Source organism: Microcoleus sp. B4-C1 (genome assembly GCF_036705285.1).
Taxonomy (GTDB): Bacteria; Cyanobacteriota; Cyanobacteriia; order Cyanobacteriales; family Microcoleaceae; genus Microcoleus.
The window spans coordinates 1-18,900 of the sequence record NZ_JAUBUC010000008.1 but is presented as its reverse complement, the minus strand read 5'-3'; the positions used below and the strand labels follow the sequence as shown (position 1 = coordinate 18,900).

Below are 18,900 nucleotides of genomic sequence, written 5' to 3'. Positions count from 1 at the left end.
CTGTCGAAGAACGTACTCAGATACCTTCTACCAAGACAACATGAATATCATGGCACTGAAACCCGAGGCTTATTTTGGGGTGACAGATCACCCAACTATTGAAATTTCTCAAGAAAGTTTTCGTTCTGTTCTAGGTCAAATAGAAGCTGAACTCCTCTGTAGCGACACCTATAGCCACGCTCTAGCTAGCCTGCAAACAATGTTGGGCGAAGCAGCCTCCGCTGCCGAAATTTTAATTAGAGCAGTTAGCAGAGAAGCCGTCAAGCTCGCATTCGATCGATTTCCCAAACAGAACAAAATTGAAGCGCAAGTAGCCCAAGAGAGTGTTACTGCTGTAAGTCCCGCTATTGAGACGGTGACAGAAATTCAAGAATTGGAGCCACCAGTAACTGCTCCTGTCTTCTATTGGCGCAGCGCTACTGTGGAAGCGCCCCCCCAAACCGAGTCCGACACAGAAGAAAATTCCGATCGAGAAACTAACACTTCTGAAGACAGCAAACAAGCGCCCCAAGACGAAATTCAAGTCGAGTCGGCTCTACCTGCAACTGTCACCGTCCCCGGAAAATTCTTCCCAGGGTTCGGTTTTCCCAAAAAGCCGAAAAAACTCACCAAGGAAGAAGAAGCAGCTTTAGCCGTTCAACAGCGAGAAGAGTGCCTGCGGGAGTTGGGTAAAGAATTGCGTAAGGGACGGCAAATTCGCTCCCTATCCCTGCTCCAACTCCACAGTCAAACTCTCGTGCCGCTGCACCACATCGAATCGATCGAAAATGGGGAAATCGACAAACTGCCCCAAGACATTTACGTTAGAGGTTTTATCCGCAGACTTGGCGACGCCTTGGGACTAGACGGTAGCGCTATGGCGAATGCTTTGCCCAAACCCGCTCCGACTCCAATTCCCAGTATGTATGTGTCTGTTTCCGATTCCGACTCAGGCGAAGGCTTTCAAATGCGTCCGGTGCATTTGTACATCGGCTACACCGCTTTGATGGCTGGGGCTGTAGGGGGTTTGGGTTGGCTGTCGCAGCAACCCGTGGTGCCAGGAGCACAGGCAGTACCTCAACCGCAGGTGACACCGCCCGCCTCAGTTGCACCGGCTCAGAAAACCCCAGAAAAAGCACCTCAACCGGGCTTGAAGAAGTCTAATAACGGGGGATTGAGGATGGGGGCTGACATGGCGCCGCCGGAGGTGATTTTTGGTTAGTGTGTGTCGGGCGATCGATCGTCCGACAACTCTCTTGGCGCAGGTGAACTCGGAAACCGGGTTTCCGAGTTCACCTGCATACGGACACTTGCTTGAAGAAATAAGTCCCGCAAAGCAAATACGGTTGAGATTGTAGTTCAATCCCCGCTTTTCATCTATCTATAGAGTCAATTCTAAAATCTAAAATCTAAAATCTAAAATCTAAAATCTAAAATCTAAAATCGCCAGCCCGTGTACCCAAAGTGATTTTTCAACTACATCAGGAAACCCGATATGTGCGATAAACTATCTATTTGACCACTCCTCAAAGAGGTTTCTGATAAGATGAGTTCCCCAGCTACCGCTGCTTTCTCCGATCTCGATCCGCTATCGACTCACTCGCCAACAGTCACGAGTTCGGTGGCACCAGACACTGCTTTGGTAACGGCGGCTCAACTGCCACAAGCATCTTGGACAATAGAAGATAGTGAGAAACTCTACCGAATTCAAGGTTGGGGCGAACCGTATTTTTCGATCAATGCAGCCGGTCATGTTACAGTTTCTCCCAAGGGCGATCGCGGCGGTTCCCTCGACTTGTGCGAACTGGTAGAATCCCTGAAACAGCGAAATTTGGCTTTGCCCCTGCTGATTCGCTTTTCTGATATTTTGGAAGACCGGATCGAGCGCTTAAATTCTTGTTTTGCCAGAGCGATCGCTCGGTACAATTACAAAAATGTTTATCGCGGTGTCTTTCCAGTTAAATGCAACCAGCACCGACAATTAATTGAAGATTTGGTGCGTTTCGGTCAACCCCATCACTTCGGGCTCGAAGCCGGCTCGAAACCGGAATTAATGATAGCTTTGGCCACCTTAAAAAACCCAGGCGCTTTGTTAATTTGTAACGGTTACAAAGACCGCGAATACATCGAAACTGCTATTTTGGCGCAGCGGCTAGGGCAAACTTCCGTAATTGTGCTGGAGCAAATAGAGGAAGTAGAACTCGCAATCGCCGCGAGCAAAGCATTAGGAATTAAACCGATTTTGGGAGTGCGAGCAAAACTCACTACTAAAGGGGTTGGCCGTTGGGGAGGTTCCACGGGCGATCGGGCAAAATTTGGCTTGACAATTCCTGAAATTATCCGTGCAGTCGGCGAACTAGAAAAAGCTGGAATGCTCGATTGTTTGCAGTTACTGCACTTCCACATCGGCTCTCAAATTTCCTCAATTAGTGTCATCAAAGACGCCATTCGAGAAGCCAGCCACATTTATGTAGAATTAGCTAAATTGGGAGCTAATATGAACTACTTGGACGTAGGCGGTGGCCTCGGCGTTGACTACGACGGGTCTAAAACAAACTTCCACGCTTCCAAAAACTACAATATGCAAAACTACGCTAACGACGTAGTAGCGGGAGTGAAAGATGCCTGCGACGAGCGGAAAATCCCGGTTCCCATTATCATTAGCGAAAGCGGGCGGGCGATCGCTTCTCACCAATCAGTGTTAGTTTTTGACGTACTCGGTACTAGCGATGTCCCCAGAGAAGTACCAGAACCAGTAGATGAAAACGCGCACCAAATTCCGCGCAATCTCTACGAAATTTACCAATCTATCAGTCCCGAAAATTACCAAGAAGTTTATCACGATGCTATCCAATTCAAGGAAGAAGCAGTCAGTTTATTTAACTTAGGCTATTTGGGAATTGCGGAACGGGCAAAAACCGAACAGTTGTACTGGGCTTGCTGCGATAAAATACAGGCGATCGCACGGCAAAATGAATACGTATCTGACGATTTGGAAGACTTAGAAAAGGTGATGGCGTCCATTTATTACATCAACTTATCTGTTTTCCAGTCAGTACCGGACAGTTGGGCAATTAACCAGTTGTTCCCAATTATGCCAATTAACCGACTCGACGAAGAACCAACTCAACGCGGTATTTTAGCCGATCTTACCTGCGACAGCGACGGCAAAATCGACCAATTCATCGATTTGCGAGATGTGAAGTCGGTTTTGGAACTGCATACTCTCAAACCTGGAGAACCTTACTATTTGGCGCTCTTTTTGGGAGGTGCTTATCAAGAAATTATGGGCAACCTTCACAACTTATTCGGCGATGCAAATGCAGTTCACATTCAGCTAACACCTTCTGGCTATCATATCGAACACGTTGTGAAAGGAGACACTATGAAAGAAGTCCTCAGCTACGTACAGTACGATTCAGAAAATTTGGTTGAAAGCATCCGCCGTCAGACAGAAGAAGCTTTGCAGCAAAATAAAATTACTCTTTCCGAGGCCCAACTTTTGCTGCAAAATTATGAGCGGAGTCTCAGCCAATATACTTATCTTCAGTCTTAAAATGTAGGGTGCAACTGAGATGTTGCACCACTGTCAATAAGCCTTTTATGAACAGGCAAGATGCCTGTTCCACAAGAAAATCTACTCTTTGTGGAACAGGCATCTTGCCTGTTCTTGAGAATGGTGGAAGAGGTGAGGTGCAACCTAAGCACATAACCAGAATTGAAAGCTGAGATCGTAAATGTAAAAGTAGGGTGCGCTAGGCGCACCTTACCTTGAGTAATTACCAATTAGCAATTAGCAATTAGCAATTATCCACCATTACCGAGAATTTCAGATATCGCGCGCCGCTCTTCTCCGTGTTGAGTGGGTAAAACTTGGCGAGCGTCAGTAATCAGCCAATCGAGAGCCGCCGCTTGCAAATCGATCGCAGCCCCGGTTTTATCAACGCAGTAGCGCCCGAACACCAGTTTGTCAACCAACCGCACCTCCGGGCCCAAACGGGAATACTCAAAAATCACGCTGTTTTCCACAGTGGCGCCACTGCAAAGCCAGCAATTTGGGCCAATCATTGTCGGGCCGACAATTTTTGCTCCATCCTCAATGATCGTCATCCCGCCAATGTAAACAGGCCCAGTAATATCAACTTTATCCCAGTTAACAGCTACATTCAAACCAGCGTAAATGCCGGGGCGCACTTCAATTCCCGGAATCGAAACATTTTTAACTTGTCCCAGCAGCACGCTCTGAATTGCCCGCCAATAGTCAGGAACTTTGCCGATATCCACCCACTCAAAGTCCATGCTAATTCCGTAAAAAGGCGCGCCTTCTGCTACTAGCTTGGGAAATAACTGCGAACCGATATCGTATTCCTGGCCCGAAGGGATGTATTTGAATATTTCCGGTTCAAAAATATAAATACCAGTGTTAATGTCGGTACTCAGAGCTTCCTCTACAGAAGGTTTTTCTTGGAAATCTTTAATTTTGCCAGACTCGTCTGTTACCACCACTCCGTAACTGGGAACTTCCTCGCGGGGAACCGATTTCATAACAATAGTAGCGATCGCCCCTTTTTCCCGGTGCCACTTCACAGCAGCAGTCAAGTCCAAGTCAATCAAAGCGTCGCCGCACAGCACCACAAAAGTATCGTCAAAAAACGGCGAGAAATCCTGAATTCGTTTCATGCCACCAGCAGAACCGAGAGCCTCTCCAATCAGTTCTCCCTCCTCAATTCGCCCTTCAAAAGAATAGGCAATTTGTACCCCAAACTTTTGACCGTCGCGAAAGTAGTTTTCAATCACGTCTGCCAGGTGGGAAACATTGACCATAATCTGGTCAAATCCGTGCTGGCGGAGCAATTCAACCAAAAACTCCATCACTGGCTTTTGCAGGATGGGAATCATCGGTTTGGGTATTGTCTGAGTAATAGGACGGACGCGAGTGCCTTTACCGGCCGCCAGAATCATCGCTTTCATAAGAAAAACTCGGTAAGTGGGAAACTCAGGGTATGAAAGACCTGAGAGGGAAACGACACGGGCGGTTTCAACCGCCTTTAATCTTTCTGTATCCATTACCGCCTTGGAGTTGCTCGACAGGAGTGTACTTTTGTAATGCACTTTCGGCAGGACAGTTAGCGCCTCAAACCTTGCAACTCTGTACGCATAATGTTTGCTCTTATGGAGCCTCCCTTTCGGGGTAATGTTCGCTTCGACCTGGTTATAAAAGCTTGTTAGACCTGCAACACTGTTTCAGTGACTTTAAAACTGTTTAATTGCAGATGACAGAGCGGAAAACTAGCGTCGCATTCTCCGGTGTCGTGACCTAAATAACGTCTCCTCTTTCGAGGGGTCTGGTCAGAACAGCTTGCAATTTCTTACAAGCTCAGTGGCTTTAGCCCTGAGTTCCTGACTCTTAACTTCCTCAACCCTCTGTTAACTGATATCAACTGAACAATTAGATGCTAGCGGTTGCGATCGTCGAATCGATCGAGCACAGCAAAATCCTGACCAGTTTATAGGCGACATCGTACCAGGCTATCAATCATTCATCCCCAATTTACCTAGATTTAAGAAACCAGGAATAGGGAATCACCAAGAACTTCGCACTGCCACTCTCCGCATTCGGGACTCAGCAACAGAATGCCATAGAGCGAGATTCTCCCTGGAATTTTAACCGACGCAGTGGCATAGTTATTAGTTTCGCCCGAGAACCTAATACCCTCTAAGCTCAAAGCGCGCGGATTTTGAGGTCTTGATAAAACTCCTCTTGAAGCAACTCTACTTTAGACTGAGCCGATAGTAGCAACAACGCCCAAAAAATACCTACGCGGTCATGATTTGGCAAGTGAACTTCCCCAGTCGATACCGGGTGTTCTGGGTTGACAGAGGAGTGCAAATCCTTATGATGCCAGAGCTCTAGCAAGTTGTCCAAGTCCAGCCAACCCTCGTCAATTTCCGCGCCCCGCTGAGCCAGAAACCGTTCGAGTTCACTAGCAGTTTCTACGAGATTTTCTTGGTGAGCTAGCTCAAAGATAGCCTGGGCCGCTTGCGATCGCATTTTTGAGGTAGGGCGGCGCCGGGGGGTAACTGTCTGCTCCATTGCTGCTTTCATTAGCTGCAACTGCTCAATCAGTTCTGGGAGAGTCACCGGTCGTTTTTGCGGTAGTTGAGCTACACCGCGACGGCGCAATTGTCGCTCTAAATGCTGGGGCAAGTGTCGCCCGCCTGAGTGCTCTGCGTCTTCTACTGCCGGCTCGTCGGCCGAGTCGGGATTCTCGGGGGGTTCTGAGAGGACGATACTTTCTGCTTTGAGCAACACCAGCATTGAAGCGTACAAAAACGCTTGGCCGGAGTGGGACAAATCGGAGAAATCCTTACTCTGATCTGCATCGCAGGCGTTCGTAAGCTTGCTCAGACATCGATCGAACACTTCAATTACCTTAACGTCCCAAGGATCAATTTCTCCCCGTTCGGCTAGGTCAATTAAAATTGCGATCCCCTCGGAAATCGTTTCTAAGCCATCTTGGTCTCGGGAAGCGGCCATTCGATTTTAGATTTTAGATTTTAGATTCTAGATTTTAGATTTTAGATTTTGCCTCTGGGAAAACGAGAGAGCATATCAAGTTAATTGGCGGTTATTTCAGCAGTTGTGCCTTCAATGGCTGCTATTTCTAAACTTATCGGTTCTGCACTTTCTAACAAAGGTTGTTTGCCTTCTACTTCGGCTTTATAGCGTTCAAGATTTTGTTCTAATTCCTGAATCCGCTGCTCTTTTTCGCGAACTTGGCGGAGTTGTTGGCGCGAGGCGAGGGTTCGCTGCATTCTCGACCACAGACTGAACAGCCACGCTAGTGTTGCCCCTAATCCGGTCGCTACAATTAGTTCTACGCACAGCGGAGCTTTAACTTGGACGCCTTTGATAACTTGAATCGCGACTGTCTCTGTATTTTCGATGCTGAATAATACTAGAGCCAAGCAAATCAGAAAGATGAAGAAGAAATTTAGCGATCGCATTTTCTCTGTTCCTAATTCTCAATTCAGGTTAAGCAAATTATTTACCATTTGTCAACTGTTTTTAGGCATATATTCTCAGTGTTTTTATAAAATCTAATCGGGTCAATTAACCATAATATCCGGGGAGGGGCGGGTTGATGGCAGCTCTGAGAGTTGATTGAAGAGATTGGTTAAGCCGCCCCTCTAGGACATATCCTCTTTAGGTTTGACCGATGTTTTGCGGTTTCTTGCCGATTCCCAGCCCTGGCAATATTTGATATTTCAAAGCAATGCCCGCCGCCACAAATAAGGCAATAATCAGCGCCCCAATTCCTACGGGACTGGGAATCCAGAATATCGCCTCCAAATAGTTAACTTCTCCGGGTTTGAGCTTCCAAACTAACTGTTTTCCTTGCTGATAGCTTTCGGGAACCAGCGCACCAGCGACTGTTTCAATACTTTCGGCGCCCCAAGGTGTGTTCAAGCTAAAGTCTAGCTCCAAAAGTCCCCCCGGACTCAGCAGCAGACTGCCATTAGAAGAAAGCAGTGAAAGAGAGCGCAAATCCAATTCCAAACTCAACCGATTTCTCAGCACCAATAACAAATTATTCTGCTTGACATTCAGGTGAGATTCAAACTTCGGCAAATCGGTTTCTAGCCGACTTGAAACCAGAGATTTTGTCGTTGGTGCGATCGGATTGTAAAATTGGTTGAACTTGTCTTGCAACTCGGCTCCATTATTGAAAGGAATCGTCACTAGAACTTCTGTGGGGGAAACCCGTTTAGTTTTTCCGTCCAGCAACCTCACCCGGCGTTCTACGCTTTTCAACCATTCTGCAACAGTTTCGCTGCTGAAGCTCGTCAACCTTTCCCCTAGTTTAATGTGCTGCACGATTTCGCCGCGAGTTTGACTCTCAAAGTTGACCCCGACATCGTACTGAACGCATCCAGTCACTAGAGTTAAAAGGCAAAAAACCAAAGGTAAAAGAAAGAAAAAGTGCTTTTTCTTCTTCCCAGTTCCATCCTTGACATTTTGCTCTTTCATTATATATTTTTCCCTATTTTTACCTATTTGCATGAATTAGCAAAGCGTTGAATTGCCGACACTGTTTCTATGTTTGTTTCGCACGTTAACTGGTTCCTAGGCTCTGCCTGGGAACCCATGTCCAGAGGCTTTGCCTCGCAAGCTTTCATCCAAATTCGAGGCAGAGCCTCATCATCTGTATTACCAGGCAGAGCCTGGTAACGAGTAAAACCGCACTGAACTTATTGCCTCGAAGCTACACCCAACTGTTGAAACAGCATACTCGGCAAATATGCCGCACCGCCTACCCATTCGGCTTCGCTACTCAAATCTGCCAAATTTTTAAACGCTTCAAAAATGCTGCCTGCCACCATTGTATTCTTGACGCGACCCACAATTTTGCCTTTTTCTACTTTATAGCCTAAGTCCAAATTGACCGAAAATTCGCCGGCTAACTGATTGGACTGACCGGCACCTAAAACCTGCTCTACTATTAGACCTTCGTCCATGCTAGCAATCAAGTCTTGAGTGGCGGTATTTCCTGGGGAAATGCAAAAGTTAGTCAAATCAGGGCCTGGGCGAGACAATCCGCCACGAAAACCGTTGCCGGTTGATTGTACACCGGCGCGAGCAGCCCACCTGCGATCCCAATAAAATCCGGTGACAGTACCTTTGTCTATCAAGACTTTGCGGGTGGTGGGTGTACCTTCGTCGTCAAAGGGACAAGCAGAAGGGCCTAAAGTGGGGTCTTCAAAAAAGGTAAAGCGTTCGTCAAATAAGGCTTCGCCGATTTTGTCGGCTAGGGGAGAGGCTTTTTGAACTACTGCTTGACCTGAAAGGATGGTATCAAACAAGCCGCCGAGGGTGCTAGCGGCGGCATTGGGGGTAAATAATACTGGGTAGGAACCGCTGGCGATGGTGGCTGAATGTTCGGCGAGGCGGTATTTTTCGAGGAGTGATTGGAGGATGCTGTTGGTGTCCAGGGGACGATCGCGCGCGACATCGTAACTGTATGCTTGCATAAAGTCTTCTCCCTTTACCAAATTGCCAGCAATAGTCCCGCTGACTATTTGGCTGCTTCTTTCGGCATACACGTCTCGCGTCGTGGCAATTTTGACGCGCCCGCTGCGGACGTGGAAGCCGACATCTACCATAATATCGGGATTGTAGGCGTGAACTTGCTCGATCAGGTTTTTGCCGTTTTCGACTAATTCTTGAGTTGTGGGCGGAGTGTAGGTGGTTTCCGGGCCTTTGAGGTGGAAGTTGGAAGCGAGTTCAAATTCTGCGGGGTCGCCGATTTCGGCTGTTTGAATGGCTGCATCTACTAAATCGTCTATCCGCGTTAAGTCTGTGGAACTGGCAAAACCGATTTTGCCGTTGTAAATCAGCCGGAGTGCGACGCCTTGCAGTGCTTTGGTTTGCAGGGATTTGAGGCGATTGTTTTCAAATTCGATGGGGGTGTCTTGACTCGACAGGTAGTATACTTCAGCGGCATCGGCGCGCTGAGAGGCCAATTTCAAAATCTGCTCTATGGTTGAATCGCTCACAATAATAGCCTTTCTGGTTTGGTCTTTTTTTTATTTTAGCGATTTAGGGTGTGGCCAGAAACCGGGTTTTTTCCCAGAATATCGATACACCATCGAAAAGCTGCGAAAAACCCGGTTTCTTTAGTCGAAGTGCATCCATCAATCCCCAGCCATCTGCTGAACCATAGCAATAATTTCTCTCACTGTCTCCGCGTCGGGCGATCGCAATTGCTGTAAAATCTCCAAAGATTGCTGTAAATAATTAAACTTAGAAACCGGGTTTTTTCGTGAATCTGCCGGCTACAGCGAAGTATTTCCATAAAAACCCGGTTTCTCGACACCCGCGCCCAAAACTGAAGAGCCTTCCTCTATAATTGTAATTCACACTGTTTAAAAACATAGTTAACGGCTGCAAACAGTCGCTCTAAGTCCTGAATTGTATAGAAAATTTTATTGTGAGTAAAGATTTCTAATTTGAGCTTGCCAAACTGCCACATTGCCCCATTAGAAACAATACCAAAGATAGTTTGTTCCGGTTCATTGTTAAGTCGCTGCACGGCGATCATTTCTGCCAAACACTGCCCCCATCCTTCATCAAATGCGCTCTCTTTCTTGGCTTCAACTAATATGAAATAGGGCTTGTCAAAAACTACTGTGCCGAGGGGGGAGCGCTTCGCCAATATATAATCTGGAATTCCTGACAGATTCTCATTATAGACTAAGGTTTGGTGACTCCAGAGGAGAAAATTACTGCGATAATTTTTCCAAACTTCTTTTAATACAGGGTAAATGATATTTTCACAAATGGCGATTTCCGAGTTGTCAAATACTCCCTCATTGAAAATCAATTCTAATTCATTCCGAAAAACGTCGCTGACTGCAAATTCTGTTTCGATAATGAAATTTTCCCGCCGATAATTAATTTGGAATTCTTTGGCGACCGCGCTGATACTTTTATAATTGCTAAAAGGCATTGCTTAACTTCTCTCAGGGCTTATGCAAACAATGGTTTGATATCATGTCGGATCGATTGACTATAATATAGCGACCAGGGCGGGTTTTTGAGATTGTCAATTATTGGCGAGTATTGTTGGTGAACCCGCCCCTACCATATTGGGTAATCGACCGCATATGAAATTAAACAAATGATTAATAACTAAGAAATAAGCCGCCTAAAATTAGCCCGATCGCAATTAACGCCACCCAGATAAACCTATTATCTTTCGTATTAACCTGACTCAAATCTACAGGCTCTGGTACGACTGGCTTGGGTTTAGCGTACTTGATATCAGCGTTCGGATTAGCTTGAAAACTGATTGATTGATTTTCATCTAAAGCTGCCAAATCAGGGATTTTCACCATCCATTCAGGAGGGATAGTGAGTTTGGGAGCTTCGAGAATGAACAGCAAGCGCTTTGCTTGTTGGCGGGTTTCTTGGCGGGGATGGCGGGTGAGCTTGCGGCAAAGCTCGATCGCCCTTTCTGTGTTGCCAGAGGCTTCGTAGGCTGTCACTAGCCACATCTGCACCTCACCGCCCAACCGGGAATTTCGATCGACTAAACCGGTAGCTGTTTCTAAACTCTGCACAGCTTGAGCATACCGGCCACTCTCAAAAGCTACTTGCCCAGCTTGGTACTCAGTTTGAACAATTTCTAACTTTTCTGAAGTCACGAGCACCCACCCAATTCACAAATATTAATTCCCTAATTCCCCAAACGCTAGAATTCGCTGTTGTGTTGCGATCTATTCGATTCTGCATCCCGTTTTGAATCCAATAGCTCAAATCGGTCTACTTTAATGACAGGGGACGATCGGTTTGCCCCAGTGTTGCGATCTTGCCAGCGGTCGAACTTCAACGAACCCTTGACACCAATCAACCGACCCTTGCGAATATAGTCAGCAGCTATTTGTGCATCCTTGCCCCACAGTTCCAAATTGAACCAGTCTGGCTGATCGCTGCTCTTGGATGTGCGGTTGACTGCCAGCGTCAATCTGCACTTAACTGTACCCGACTCAAAATACTTCACGTCCGGGTCGCCGCCGACGCGGCCTACTAAAGTCACAACATTAAGACTCATAAACTTTTTTGGGAATGTGGTCGATCGGTGATGTAGTTAAACAGTCCACACGCGCCTTAGCCTCCAAACTGAACTTGGAACAGCGCTTGTGAGGCTTCATCCTGATTGTACACCCAGTTAGGAGAACATATTGATGGTGGATGATTGGCGAGTCTGCGCTCAACCTGAGCTCGACAATGTACATTTCTGACTAGACTCAGGATGAAAAACGTAATAGAATCCACCTCGGTTACACTTTTGTAACAACATTATTGCACACAATAGTATTTTAGTTTTTGGGGGGGGTACGAATCAGTGGGTCTTCTCAATCGATTTTCGTTATCTAGAGATATGGGTATCGACCTCGGTACTGCTAACACGCTCGTTTATGTATCGGGCAAAGGTATTGTTCTGCAGGAACCTTCTGTAGTGGCGATCGACCAAGAGTTAAAAATACCGCTGGCTGTTGGAGAAGAAGCTAAAAAAATGCTCGGCCGCACGCCAGGGAATGTCATAGCACTGCGCCCGCTTCGCGACGGGGTAATTGCAGACTTCGATACGGCCGAACTAATGCTCAAGACTTTTATCCGCAGGGTTCACGAAGGCCGAAGCTTAGTTTCGCCACGGATCATTATTGGCATCCCCAGCGGTGTCACCGGAGTCGAGAGGCGTGCTGTCATTGAGGCGGCGACTCAGGCCGGTGCTAGAGAAGTACGGTTAATTGATGAACCCATCGCGGCGGCGATCGGGGCTGGACTGCCTGTTGCTGAGGCGACTGGCAATATGATTATAGATATAGGCGGAGGTACTACGGAAGTTGCGGTTTTGAGTTTGCAAGGTACGGTGATCAGTGAGTCTGTGCGGGTAGCCGGCGATGAACTCAATGAGGCGATCGTCCAATACATGAAAAAAGTTCACAATTTGGTCATCGGCGAACGCACTGCTGAAGAAATTAAGATTCAGGTTGGTTCTGCATATCCAACTCCAGAGGATGACGATGTAATGATGGAAGTGCGGGGCTTGCACTTACTGTCGGGTTTGCCGCGAACTGTTACGATCAAAGGCCCAGAAATTCGCGAAAGTATGTCGGAACCGCTTTCAGTAATTGTGGAAGCTGTCAAGCGTACATTGGAACGCACCCCGCCGGAATTAGCAGCAGATATTATTGACAGGGGAATTATGCTGGCTGGTGGTGGCGCGCTGATGAAAGGTTTAGATACTCTGATCAGTCACGAAACAGGAATTGTCACTCACGTGGCCGCCGATCCGCTGTGCTGCGTGGTTTTGGGAACTGGTAGAGTATTGGAAAACAAACAGTTGGAACGGGTTTTCAGCGGGCAGTCGTCGCGTAATATGTAGTTAACAAATTTGGGATTGTGGATTTAGAAATACGGCTGCAATCTCAAATCTAAAATCCTGACTTAACAATTTTAGATTAGTGAAATTATGCTAAAAAATACATTCCGAAAGTGGTGGGATCTGCGGCTGCAAATAGCTCTTTTAGGTTTAGCTGTAACTGCCGCTTGGGGAGTTCGACAAACACAAGGTGCGGCAGTATTTGAAGTTTACAATTGGGTGACTCGTCCGTTTCACGCCAACGGCTCTGGACAAGAGGAACTCATCTCGGCGCGAACTCAAGAATTGCAAGCCCAACTATTAGAAGCAGAGACTCAAAATCAAAAGCTAAAAGAGCTTTTAGGTTACGTTTCTGCTAAGAAACCTAAAGGGATTGTAGCTCCTATTGTTGGTCGCAGCGCCGACCACTGGTGGCAGCAAGTAACCTTGGGGCGCGGCAGTAATGATGGCATTAAAACAGATTTTACTGTGATGAGTCCCGGCGGTTTAGTAGGCAGAGTAGTCAGCGTTACTCCTAATACTAGCTTGGTGCTGTTAGTCAGCGACGCTACGAGTCAATTGGGTGTGGGAATTACCCGCAGTCGTCACATGGGTTTTATGCGCGGGAAAGGCGGAAATCAGGCGGTGATGGAGTTTTTTGAGAATGTTCCCAATGTCAAGCCTGGGGATGTGGTTTCAACTTCTTCTTACAGTCAGTTGTTCCCTCCTGGTTTGCCGGTGGGAAAAGTGGTTTCGGTGGATATGAATAAAACTCCGGCTCCAGAGGCTGTGGTTGAGTTTTCTGCACCGATGAATGCTCTGGAGTGGGCGGTGGTTTACCCCCACTCTAAGCAAGCCGAACCGAAGGATTCGCAGAGTCAATCTTCTGCACCATCTGAGGGAGCACAGCAACAATGAAAGCTTTATATCGGATGTCTTCGCGATCGCGCCCATTTCTTAACTTCGCAGTTACATTTCTATCTGTGATGCTGTGCATACTGATATTGCCCACTCGGATGCCGGGAATGGAATTGTTGGGAATTGGGCCTAACTGGCTGTTAATTTGGTTGGTAGCTTGGAGTATTAAGCGGAAACGTACAGTTTGGGGAGCCGCTAGCATGGGCTTGGTTTTGGGGTTCCTTCAAGATGCGATGACGGCTCCTCATCCCACCCATGCTGTCAGTCTAGTTGTTGTAGGAGTCTTAACAGTTGTTTTGCAGAAAACCTGGTCGATTCCGGTAGATATTGTTGAGAGAGATCCGATTCCGATCGCGTTAATTGTGTTTGGGATGGCGGTGGTAGCGGAAACGGTGATGGGGCTGCAATTTTTTTCTATGGGCGATCGGGCTTTACTGGAAATTTGGAGCTATCACCAGCGAGTGGCTTTGTGTTCTGCTATTCTTAGCAGTCTTTGGGCTCCGGTGATTTATTTTCCGCTCAATCGCTTGTGGGAAATGACCAGGAATGTAGAAAAATCTTAGTCATTAGTCATTAGTCATTAGTCATCAGTCATTAGTCATTAGTCATTAGTCATTAGTCATTAGTCATCAGTCATTAGTCATTAGTCATTCGTTAACAGTCATTAGTCATTCGTTAACAGTCAACAGTCAACAGTCATTAGTCATTCGTTAACAGTTAACAGTTAACCGTTAACAGTCAACAGTCAACAGTCAACAGTCAACAGTTAACTGTAGTCATTCTACTATTACTTGTTGAGCCGAACCTAATAAGTGATGAACGGCAATAATCAAATCGCTGAGAATGAAATTAGGCTGGTGCTTTTGCAGTTGATAGCGGCTGCGAATTCCGCAGGTAACGGCAATTGTAGGTATTCCTAATGCTTTTCCTGCGAGGATGTCTGCTTCTGTATCTCCGATCATCCAAGCCGAACCCAGCGATGACTCAAATTCTTCTGCCACTTCAGCCAACAATTCAGTTTTTAAGGCTGTATAGTTGTGATAGGCCGCATCCGCCATCTGAGTGCCGCGAATGCTGGTAAACAGTCTGGCTAAACCGTAATTTTGTAACAGTTGAACGGCTTGATTTCTCGGCCGCAGGGTGACTAAAATCAGTCGCACGCCGCGGGAGTGCAGAAGTCCGATCGCCCATTGCACTCCCGGCTGGATGCGATCTAAGTGCAACAAGTCTGGCTGATTGACAATTTGACTGACGCATCCTAAAAAAACGTTAATTTCTTCTCCCGACAAGCCGGAACTTTTGGCTATTTCAGCATCGGGCACGCGGTTTTGCTTCATTTGCCAAAATTGCTGTTTGCTGAGGATTTGAAGGTTGAGGTTGATTCCCCGATCGAGATAAGCTGCTTGAGTATCGGCCAATCCCTGTTGATAGGTGGCATAGTAGCGATCGGAAACATCGACTATGGGCCCGTCTAAATCGCAAAATACCGTCATCCGGGGGGACGAGTCAGCCTCTGATGGTAGGTTGTACTGAAGGTTTTCCGAGTCTTGGGCGACAGCAGTTAACATAAAACGTTAAGTAAATCTAGGGAGTTATACATTTCTTGACTGTAGCAAAAAATGTATAAGTTATAATACATAAATTTTAATGCTTTTATTAAAAAAACCTATGAATTTTTTGAAGATTGGGATCAATAAGGGCGATCGAGCCTGCGCGTCGATAAAATTCAGAGAAAAAGTGATTTTTGTGGCTGTTAATATGTGCTTTAGCCATTAAAGTTTAGAATTAAGTTTTTAGTCTTCTGTAATTTACCCATGCTCAAACAAAGCGATTTTGTTAGGAATTCGGACACTAATCGAGTAGAGGTGCTGTCCGAAGCACTGCCTTACATTCAACACTTTGCCGGTCGCACCATAGTGGTCAAATATGGCGGTGCGGCGATGAAAGATAGCAATCTCAAAGACAAGGTGGTTCGGGATATTGTGCTGCTAGCTTGCGTGGGGATGCGTCCGGTTGTGGTTCACGGCGGCGGCCCGGAAATTAATATTTGGCTCGAAAAATTAGGAATTGAGCCGCAATTTAAGGATGGTTTGCGGGTGACTGATGCGGCGACAATGGAAGTTGTAGAAATGGTTTTGGTGGGTAAAGTAAATAAGGAAATTGTTTCGTTAATCAACCAAGCTGGCGGCAAAGCAGTGGGATTGTGCGGCAAGGATGCCAACCTGATTCAAGCTCGTCCAGATGGGCGGGAAGGAATTGGGTTTGTGGGTGAAGTCAGCGGCGTGAAAATCCAGATTTTGGAATCTTTGGTGAACAGCGGCTATATTCCGGTGGTGTCGAGCGTGGCCGCCGATGAAAACGGTCAATCTTACAACATTAATGCTGACACGGTAGCTGGGGAAATTGCCGCTGGTTTGGGAGCAGAAAAGTTGATTTTGATGACAGATACTGCGGGAATTTTAGAGGATTATCACAAACCAGAGAGTCTGATTGCTAAGTTAGATATTCAGGAAGCGAGACAGTTGGTTGAGTCGGGAGTTGTGTCTGGGGGCATGATTCCGAAAGTTAACTGTTGTGTGCGGAGTTTGGCTCAGGGTGTGAAGGGTGCTCACATTATTGATGGTCGAATTCCTCATGCTTTGCTGCAAGAAATATTTACCGATGCGGGGATTGGGTCGATGATTGTGGCTTCTGAGTTTAGTAGCGCGAACTTAAGGCCCAAGTAAGGGGTAAATCCTAGCGTGGGGAGGGCGGGTGCGTGAAATGGGTAAACTCGCTGCGATCGCGTATATCCTAACTAAACCTGCCCCTAAAAACCTTGAGAAGGTACTTCTAGGAAATTACTTCAACTACTTCTAACCGTTGTTGGATTTCAGCTTTTCTTAAACTATGATCAAGCACTTTAGAGTTTTGGATTCTGTTGCGATTCTCAAGCCGATTGCCAATACGCGATTAGCGCTAGTGGAACCAGAATACGCATCTATTTCTAGTTTACCAGTTGGACTTGTGGGAACTATTGTTGAAGTGTATGATACGGGAAAGGAATGTCAGTATTTAGTGGAGTTTGCTGATAGTCAAGGGAGTGAATATGCTATGGCTATGTTGAAAGCTGATGAAATTTTAGTTCTGCAATATGAACTTGCAGTTGCTTAGTAATGTGAGGACAATAGAAGGTAAGGATTCAGGTCAAAAAAGACTTAAGTATCAAAAGCTGGTAAAATAAACGAATGAAAAAGCCCGCAGCCACCAGACAGAAAGAAAAAATCCAAATCGAGCAGTTGAGCCAAGCTGAACTGGTATAACTGGTAATGGGGCTGCAAAAAATAATTGAAGAATTGCAAGAAAAACTAGCCATTGCTACGGGAAAAAGTCGAACCACCAGTCAGACTTCTTCGATTCCTCCATCACACGATAGAAGTGGGAGTAGGAACACTCCAAAAGACCAATCAACGAGTAGCAGCAGCGGTAAAGCCAGCTATAAATGCACTGTGGAAATGGGCGTGCAATCAAATGTTCATGTAGATGAAACGCTAAGAGTGTTTGATGGGGGTTAAAGAAGGGCTATGGGCGGCTAGTGGAGAGGGATTCTGTTTATTCCATTCCGCGGATACTTTTGTGACGTGTGGAACTAGAAACCATGCTGGGTACAGAATTTGCTGGGGTCTTAAGCTCAGATGATTTCAGCGTTTATAATGGTGGCACAATCACAGCTCAACAGAAGTGTCTAAGCTGTTGTGCATTTAAAACGCATATTGGTATAATATAACATAATGATATTCAGAAAAAGTGAATGCCTGCTAAAAACTTTCTCAGTTCCGAGACAAAGTAAACTCTGCAACAAGCATTAAAAGACCATGAGCATCCAGACATTCGACAAAGAGCGTTAATATTTTTATTACTAAACAACGGAAATACACAAGCTCAGACTGCTGAACTAATTGGATGTTCTCTCATAAAAGTTGCCTACGGTCGCATTCATGGTCATCCTGATAATTTAGACAGTTTTAAAGATAATAGGATGAAGGGTAATTACCGAAAAGCCACATAAAAATACATTGATTTACTTTTAGAAACAGTTGAAATAGAGCCTGAGAAATATGGTTATGAGTTCGGAATATGGACAACAGCTAGACTTGCAATACATCTAGGAGAGCAGACAGGAATAGAGCTGAGTAGTACCCTATTTAGGAGGATTTTAAACTCAAAAAAGTATGTTTCCCTTTCGGCTAAATATAGCTTAGAGTCTAAGCAAAATACCGTATAAAGGGGTTGATTTAAAGATAAATTAGCGGAGTATCTAAAAATAGAAAAGTAATATCCAAACCTTTTGCAGGTATGGTTTTAGAACGAGAGTGGATTTAGTTTAAGGGTGATTAGAAGGAAGAACTGGTGTATAAAAGTAACTCGAAGTAACATTCATAGGAGAGCGACGAAAAAGTCGTATTAATGTTATGGGTGGAGTAAGATATTAAGATAAAAAAATGGGTATATTTTATTCCCTCTGGGAATTATGCTAATTTTTATGCAGTGCTGAAAATTCTTTATGAAGATTTAAAATCCGAGTGGATATTGCAAGGAAATTTAGCGGAACACTTTAAAGATAAAGGCTGTAAGTTTGTGATAATTTTGGACAACGCTAGTTTTCATAAAAAAGCAGAGACTTTGCAGAAAATAGCGTCAGAAATGCCGAATCTAATCATAGAGTTTTTGCCCAAATATAGCCCGGACTATAACGTAGTTGAATTAGTATGGCATTCCGCCAAGGAATATGTTGCTAATAGATTATTTGAATTGAAAAACTAGAATCACTGTTACATAAACTTTTAAATGAGGGCGGGCTAAGAGTGCCCAACCCTACTCCCTACAAGAAAATTTACTCTTTGTGGAATAGGCCGGAAAGCTTGTTGTTAAGAATGATGCAATATTGTGGGAGTAATTGATATCTGCTGGCATTTTCCCCAAACCTGTAGAGGCGAGTTTTACCAACTATAAATTGCGTGAACTAACCTGACGGTCAACTGGGTACAGTTAGACCGCAGGCTTCTTTTTCCTTTTTTTCAAAGGCTTTTTTGAG

At 45.7% G+C, this 18,900-nt stretch carries 17 protein-coding genes and 1 pseudogene; 9 read left to right on the top strand and 9 right to left on the bottom strand.

Features of this window, described 5'->3' with window-relative positions:
- Positions 1-49: 49 nt before the first annotated feature.
- Together QUB26_RS04850 and speA are read left to right on the top strand one after the other, a co-directional pair.
- Positions 50-1,201, top strand: coding sequence for a helix-turn-helix domain-containing protein (locus tag QUB26_RS04850; RefSeq protein WP_333246167.1), 1,152 nt, complete (start codon positions 50-52; stop codon positions 1,199-1,201).
- A 324-nt stretch (positions 1,202-1,525) separates the two neighbouring features.
- Positions 1,526-3,535, top strand: a complete 2,010-nt coding sequence (gene speA / locus QUB26_RS04845) for a biosynthetic arginine decarboxylase (protein WP_333246165.1) — start codon at positions 1,526-1,528, stop codon at positions 3,533-3,535.
- Between the two features lie 251 nt (positions 3,536-3,786).
- Here the strand turns inward: speA and QUB26_RS04840 are convergent, their stop codons facing one another.
- The 8 genes from QUB26_RS04840 to QUB26_RS04805 all read right to left on the bottom strand — a co-directional run bounded on the left by QUB26_RS04840 (position 3,787) and on the right by QUB26_RS04805 (position 11,594).
- Positions 3,787-4,950: an NDP-sugar synthase gene (locus QUB26_RS04840; RefSeq protein ID WP_333053433.1), complete on the bottom strand. Its 1,164-nt coding sequence runs from the start codon at positions 4,948-4,950 to the stop codon at positions 3,787-3,789.
- 751 nt (positions 4,951-5,701) lie between these two features.
- Positions 5,702-6,517: a segregation/condensation protein A gene (locus QUB26_RS04835; protein ID WP_333246161.1), complete on the bottom strand. Its 816-nt coding sequence runs from the start codon at positions 6,515-6,517 to the stop codon at positions 5,702-5,704.
- A gap of 80 nt (positions 6,518-6,597) precedes the next feature.
- A complete protein-coding gene (locus QUB26_RS04830) occupies positions 6,598-6,987 on the bottom strand; it encodes a LapA family protein (RefSeq protein WP_333246159.1) in 390 nt (129 codons plus the stop codon).
- A gap of 199 nt (positions 6,988-7,186) precedes the next feature.
- Positions 7,187-8,011, bottom strand: coding sequence for a DUF3153 domain-containing protein (locus QUB26_RS04825; protein WP_333246157.1), 825 nt, complete (start codon positions 8,009-8,011; stop codon positions 7,187-7,189).
- 221 nt (positions 8,012-8,232) lie between these two features.
- Positions 8,233-9,537, bottom strand: coding sequence for a TldD/PmbA family protein (locus QUB26_RS04820; protein WP_333246155.1), 1,305 nt, complete (start codon positions 9,535-9,537; stop codon positions 8,233-8,235).
- Positions 9,538-9,884: 347 nt separating this feature from the next.
- Entirely contained in the window at positions 9,885-10,490 is a 606-nt protein-coding gene (locus QUB26_RS04815; protein ID WP_333246152.1) for a hypothetical protein, read from the bottom strand.
- 175 nt (positions 10,491-10,665) lie between these two features.
- Positions 10,666-11,187: a tetratricopeptide repeat protein gene (locus QUB26_RS04810; protein ID WP_333034929.1), complete on the bottom strand. Its 522-nt coding sequence runs from the start codon at positions 11,185-11,187 to the stop codon at positions 10,666-10,668.
- Positions 11,188-11,234: 47 nt separating this feature from the next.
- A complete protein-coding gene (locus QUB26_RS04805; RefSeq protein ID WP_333246150.1) occupies positions 11,235-11,594 on the bottom strand; it encodes a single-stranded DNA-binding protein in 360 nt (119 codons plus the stop codon).
- A gap of 330 nt (positions 11,595-11,924) precedes the next feature.
- Here QUB26_RS04805 and QUB26_RS04800 point away from each other — a divergent pair, with 330 nt between their 5' ends.
- From QUB26_RS04800 to mreD, 3 genes are all read left to right on the top strand, one after another.
- Positions 11,925-12,932, top strand: coding sequence for a rod shape-determining protein (locus QUB26_RS04800; protein ID WP_333053445.1), 1,008 nt, complete (start codon positions 11,925-11,927; stop codon positions 12,930-12,932).
- A gap of 87 nt (positions 12,933-13,019) precedes the next feature.
- A complete protein-coding gene (gene mreC, locus QUB26_RS04795; RefSeq protein ID WP_333053446.1) occupies positions 13,020-13,826 on the top strand; it encodes a rod shape-determining protein MreC in 807 nt (268 codons plus the stop codon).
- Positions 13,823-14,389 carry a rod shape-determining protein MreD gene (mreD, locus tag QUB26_RS04790; protein ID WP_333316991.1) on the top strand — a complete coding sequence of 189 codons (567 nt, stop codon included), beginning with the start codon at positions 13,823-13,825 and terminating at the stop codon, positions 14,387-14,389. Before mreC ends, mreD begins: the two co-directional genes overlap by 4 nt.
- A gap of 213 nt (positions 14,390-14,602) precedes the next feature.
- Here mreD and QUB26_RS04785 read toward each other — a convergent pair whose 3' ends face one another.
- The gene (locus QUB26_RS04785) at positions 14,603-15,394 is read right to left on the bottom strand and encodes an HAD family hydrolase (protein ID WP_333246147.1); all 792 of its coding nucleotides are present in this window, start codon (positions 15,392-15,394) and stop codon (positions 14,603-14,605) included.
- Positions 15,395-15,640: 246 nt separating this feature from the next.
- Between QUB26_RS04785 and argB the strand changes: the two genes are divergently transcribed.
- The 4 genes and pseudogenes from argB (at position 15,641) to QUB26_RS04765 (ending at position 18,766) form a co-directional block, all read left to right on the top strand.
- On the top strand, positions 15,641-16,552 hold the full coding sequence (gene argB / locus QUB26_RS04780; RefSeq protein ID WP_333053450.1) for an acetylglutamate kinase: 912 nt from the start codon (positions 15,641-15,643) through the stop codon (positions 16,550-16,552).
- A 163-nt stretch (positions 16,553-16,715) separates the two neighbouring features.
- Positions 16,716-16,979, top strand: a complete 264-nt coding sequence (locus tag QUB26_RS04775; RefSeq protein ID WP_333246145.1) for a DUF4926 domain-containing protein — start codon at positions 16,716-16,718, stop codon at positions 16,977-16,979.
- Positions 16,980-17,134: 155 nt separating this feature from the next.
- A complete protein-coding gene (locus QUB26_RS04770; protein ID WP_333246143.1) occupies positions 17,135-17,380 on the top strand; it encodes a hypothetical protein in 246 nt (81 codons plus the stop codon).
- 278 nt (positions 17,381-17,658) lie between these two features.
- Positions 17,659-18,766 (top strand): annotated as a pseudogene (locus tag QUB26_RS04765) (IS630 family transposase).
- Positions 18,767-18,900: the final 134 nt, after the last annotated feature.

Excerpts from the sequence above, each read along its gene's own strand:
- QUB26_RS04850 (WP_333246167.1), top strand. The coding sequence starts at position 50 with ATGGCACTGAAACCCGAGGCTTATTTTGGGGTGACAGATCACCCAACT.
- speA (WP_333246165.1), top strand. The coding sequence starts at position 1,526 with ATGAGTTCCCCAGCTACCGCTGCTTTCTCCGATCTCGATCCGCTATCG.
- QUB26_RS04840 (WP_333053433.1), bottom strand. The coding sequence starts at position 4,950 with ATGAAAGCGATGATTCTGGCGGCCGGTAAAGGCACTCGCGTCCGTCCT.
- QUB26_RS04835 (WP_333246161.1), bottom strand. The coding sequence starts at position 6,517 with ATGGCCGCTTCCCGAGACCAAGATGGCTTAGAAACGATTTCCGAGGGG.
- QUB26_RS04830 (WP_333246159.1), bottom strand. The coding sequence starts at position 6,987 with ATGCGATCGCTAAATTTCTTCTTCATCTTTCTGATTTGCTTGGCTCTA.
- QUB26_RS04825 (WP_333246157.1), bottom strand. The coding sequence starts at position 8,011 with ATGAAAGAGCAAAATGTCAAGGATGGAACTGGGAAGAAGAAAAAGCAC.
- QUB26_RS04815 (WP_333246152.1), bottom strand. The coding sequence starts at position 10,490 with ATGCCTTTTAGCAATTATAAAAGTATCAGCGCGGTCGCCAAAGAATTC.
- QUB26_RS04805 (WP_333246150.1), bottom strand. The coding sequence starts at position 11,594 with ATGAGTCTTAATGTTGTGACTTTAGTAGGCCGCGTCGGCGGCGACCCG.
- QUB26_RS04800 (WP_333053445.1), top strand. The coding sequence starts at position 11,925 with ATGGGTATCGACCTCGGTACTGCTAACACGCTCGTTTATGTATCGGGC.
- mreC (WP_333053446.1), top strand. The coding sequence starts at position 13,020 with ATGCTAAAAAATACATTCCGAAAGTGGTGGGATCTGCGGCTGCAAATA.
- mreD (WP_333316991.1), top strand. The coding sequence starts at position 13,823 with ATGAAAGCTTTATATCGGATGTCTTCGCGATCGCGCCCATTTCTTAAC.
- QUB26_RS04785 (WP_333246147.1), bottom strand. The coding sequence starts at position 15,394 with ATGTTAACTGCTGTCGCCCAAGACTCGGAAAACCTTCAGTACAACCTA.
- argB (WP_333053450.1), top strand. The coding sequence starts at position 15,641 with ATGCTCAAACAAAGCGATTTTGTTAGGAATTCGGACACTAATCGAGTA.
- QUB26_RS04775 (WP_333246145.1), top strand. The coding sequence starts at position 16,716 with ATGATCAAGCACTTTAGAGTTTTGGATTCTGTTGCGATTCTCAAGCCG.
- QUB26_RS04770 (WP_333246143.1), top strand. The coding sequence starts at position 17,135 with ATGGGGCTGCAAAAAATAATTGAAGAATTGCAAGAAAAACTAGCCATT.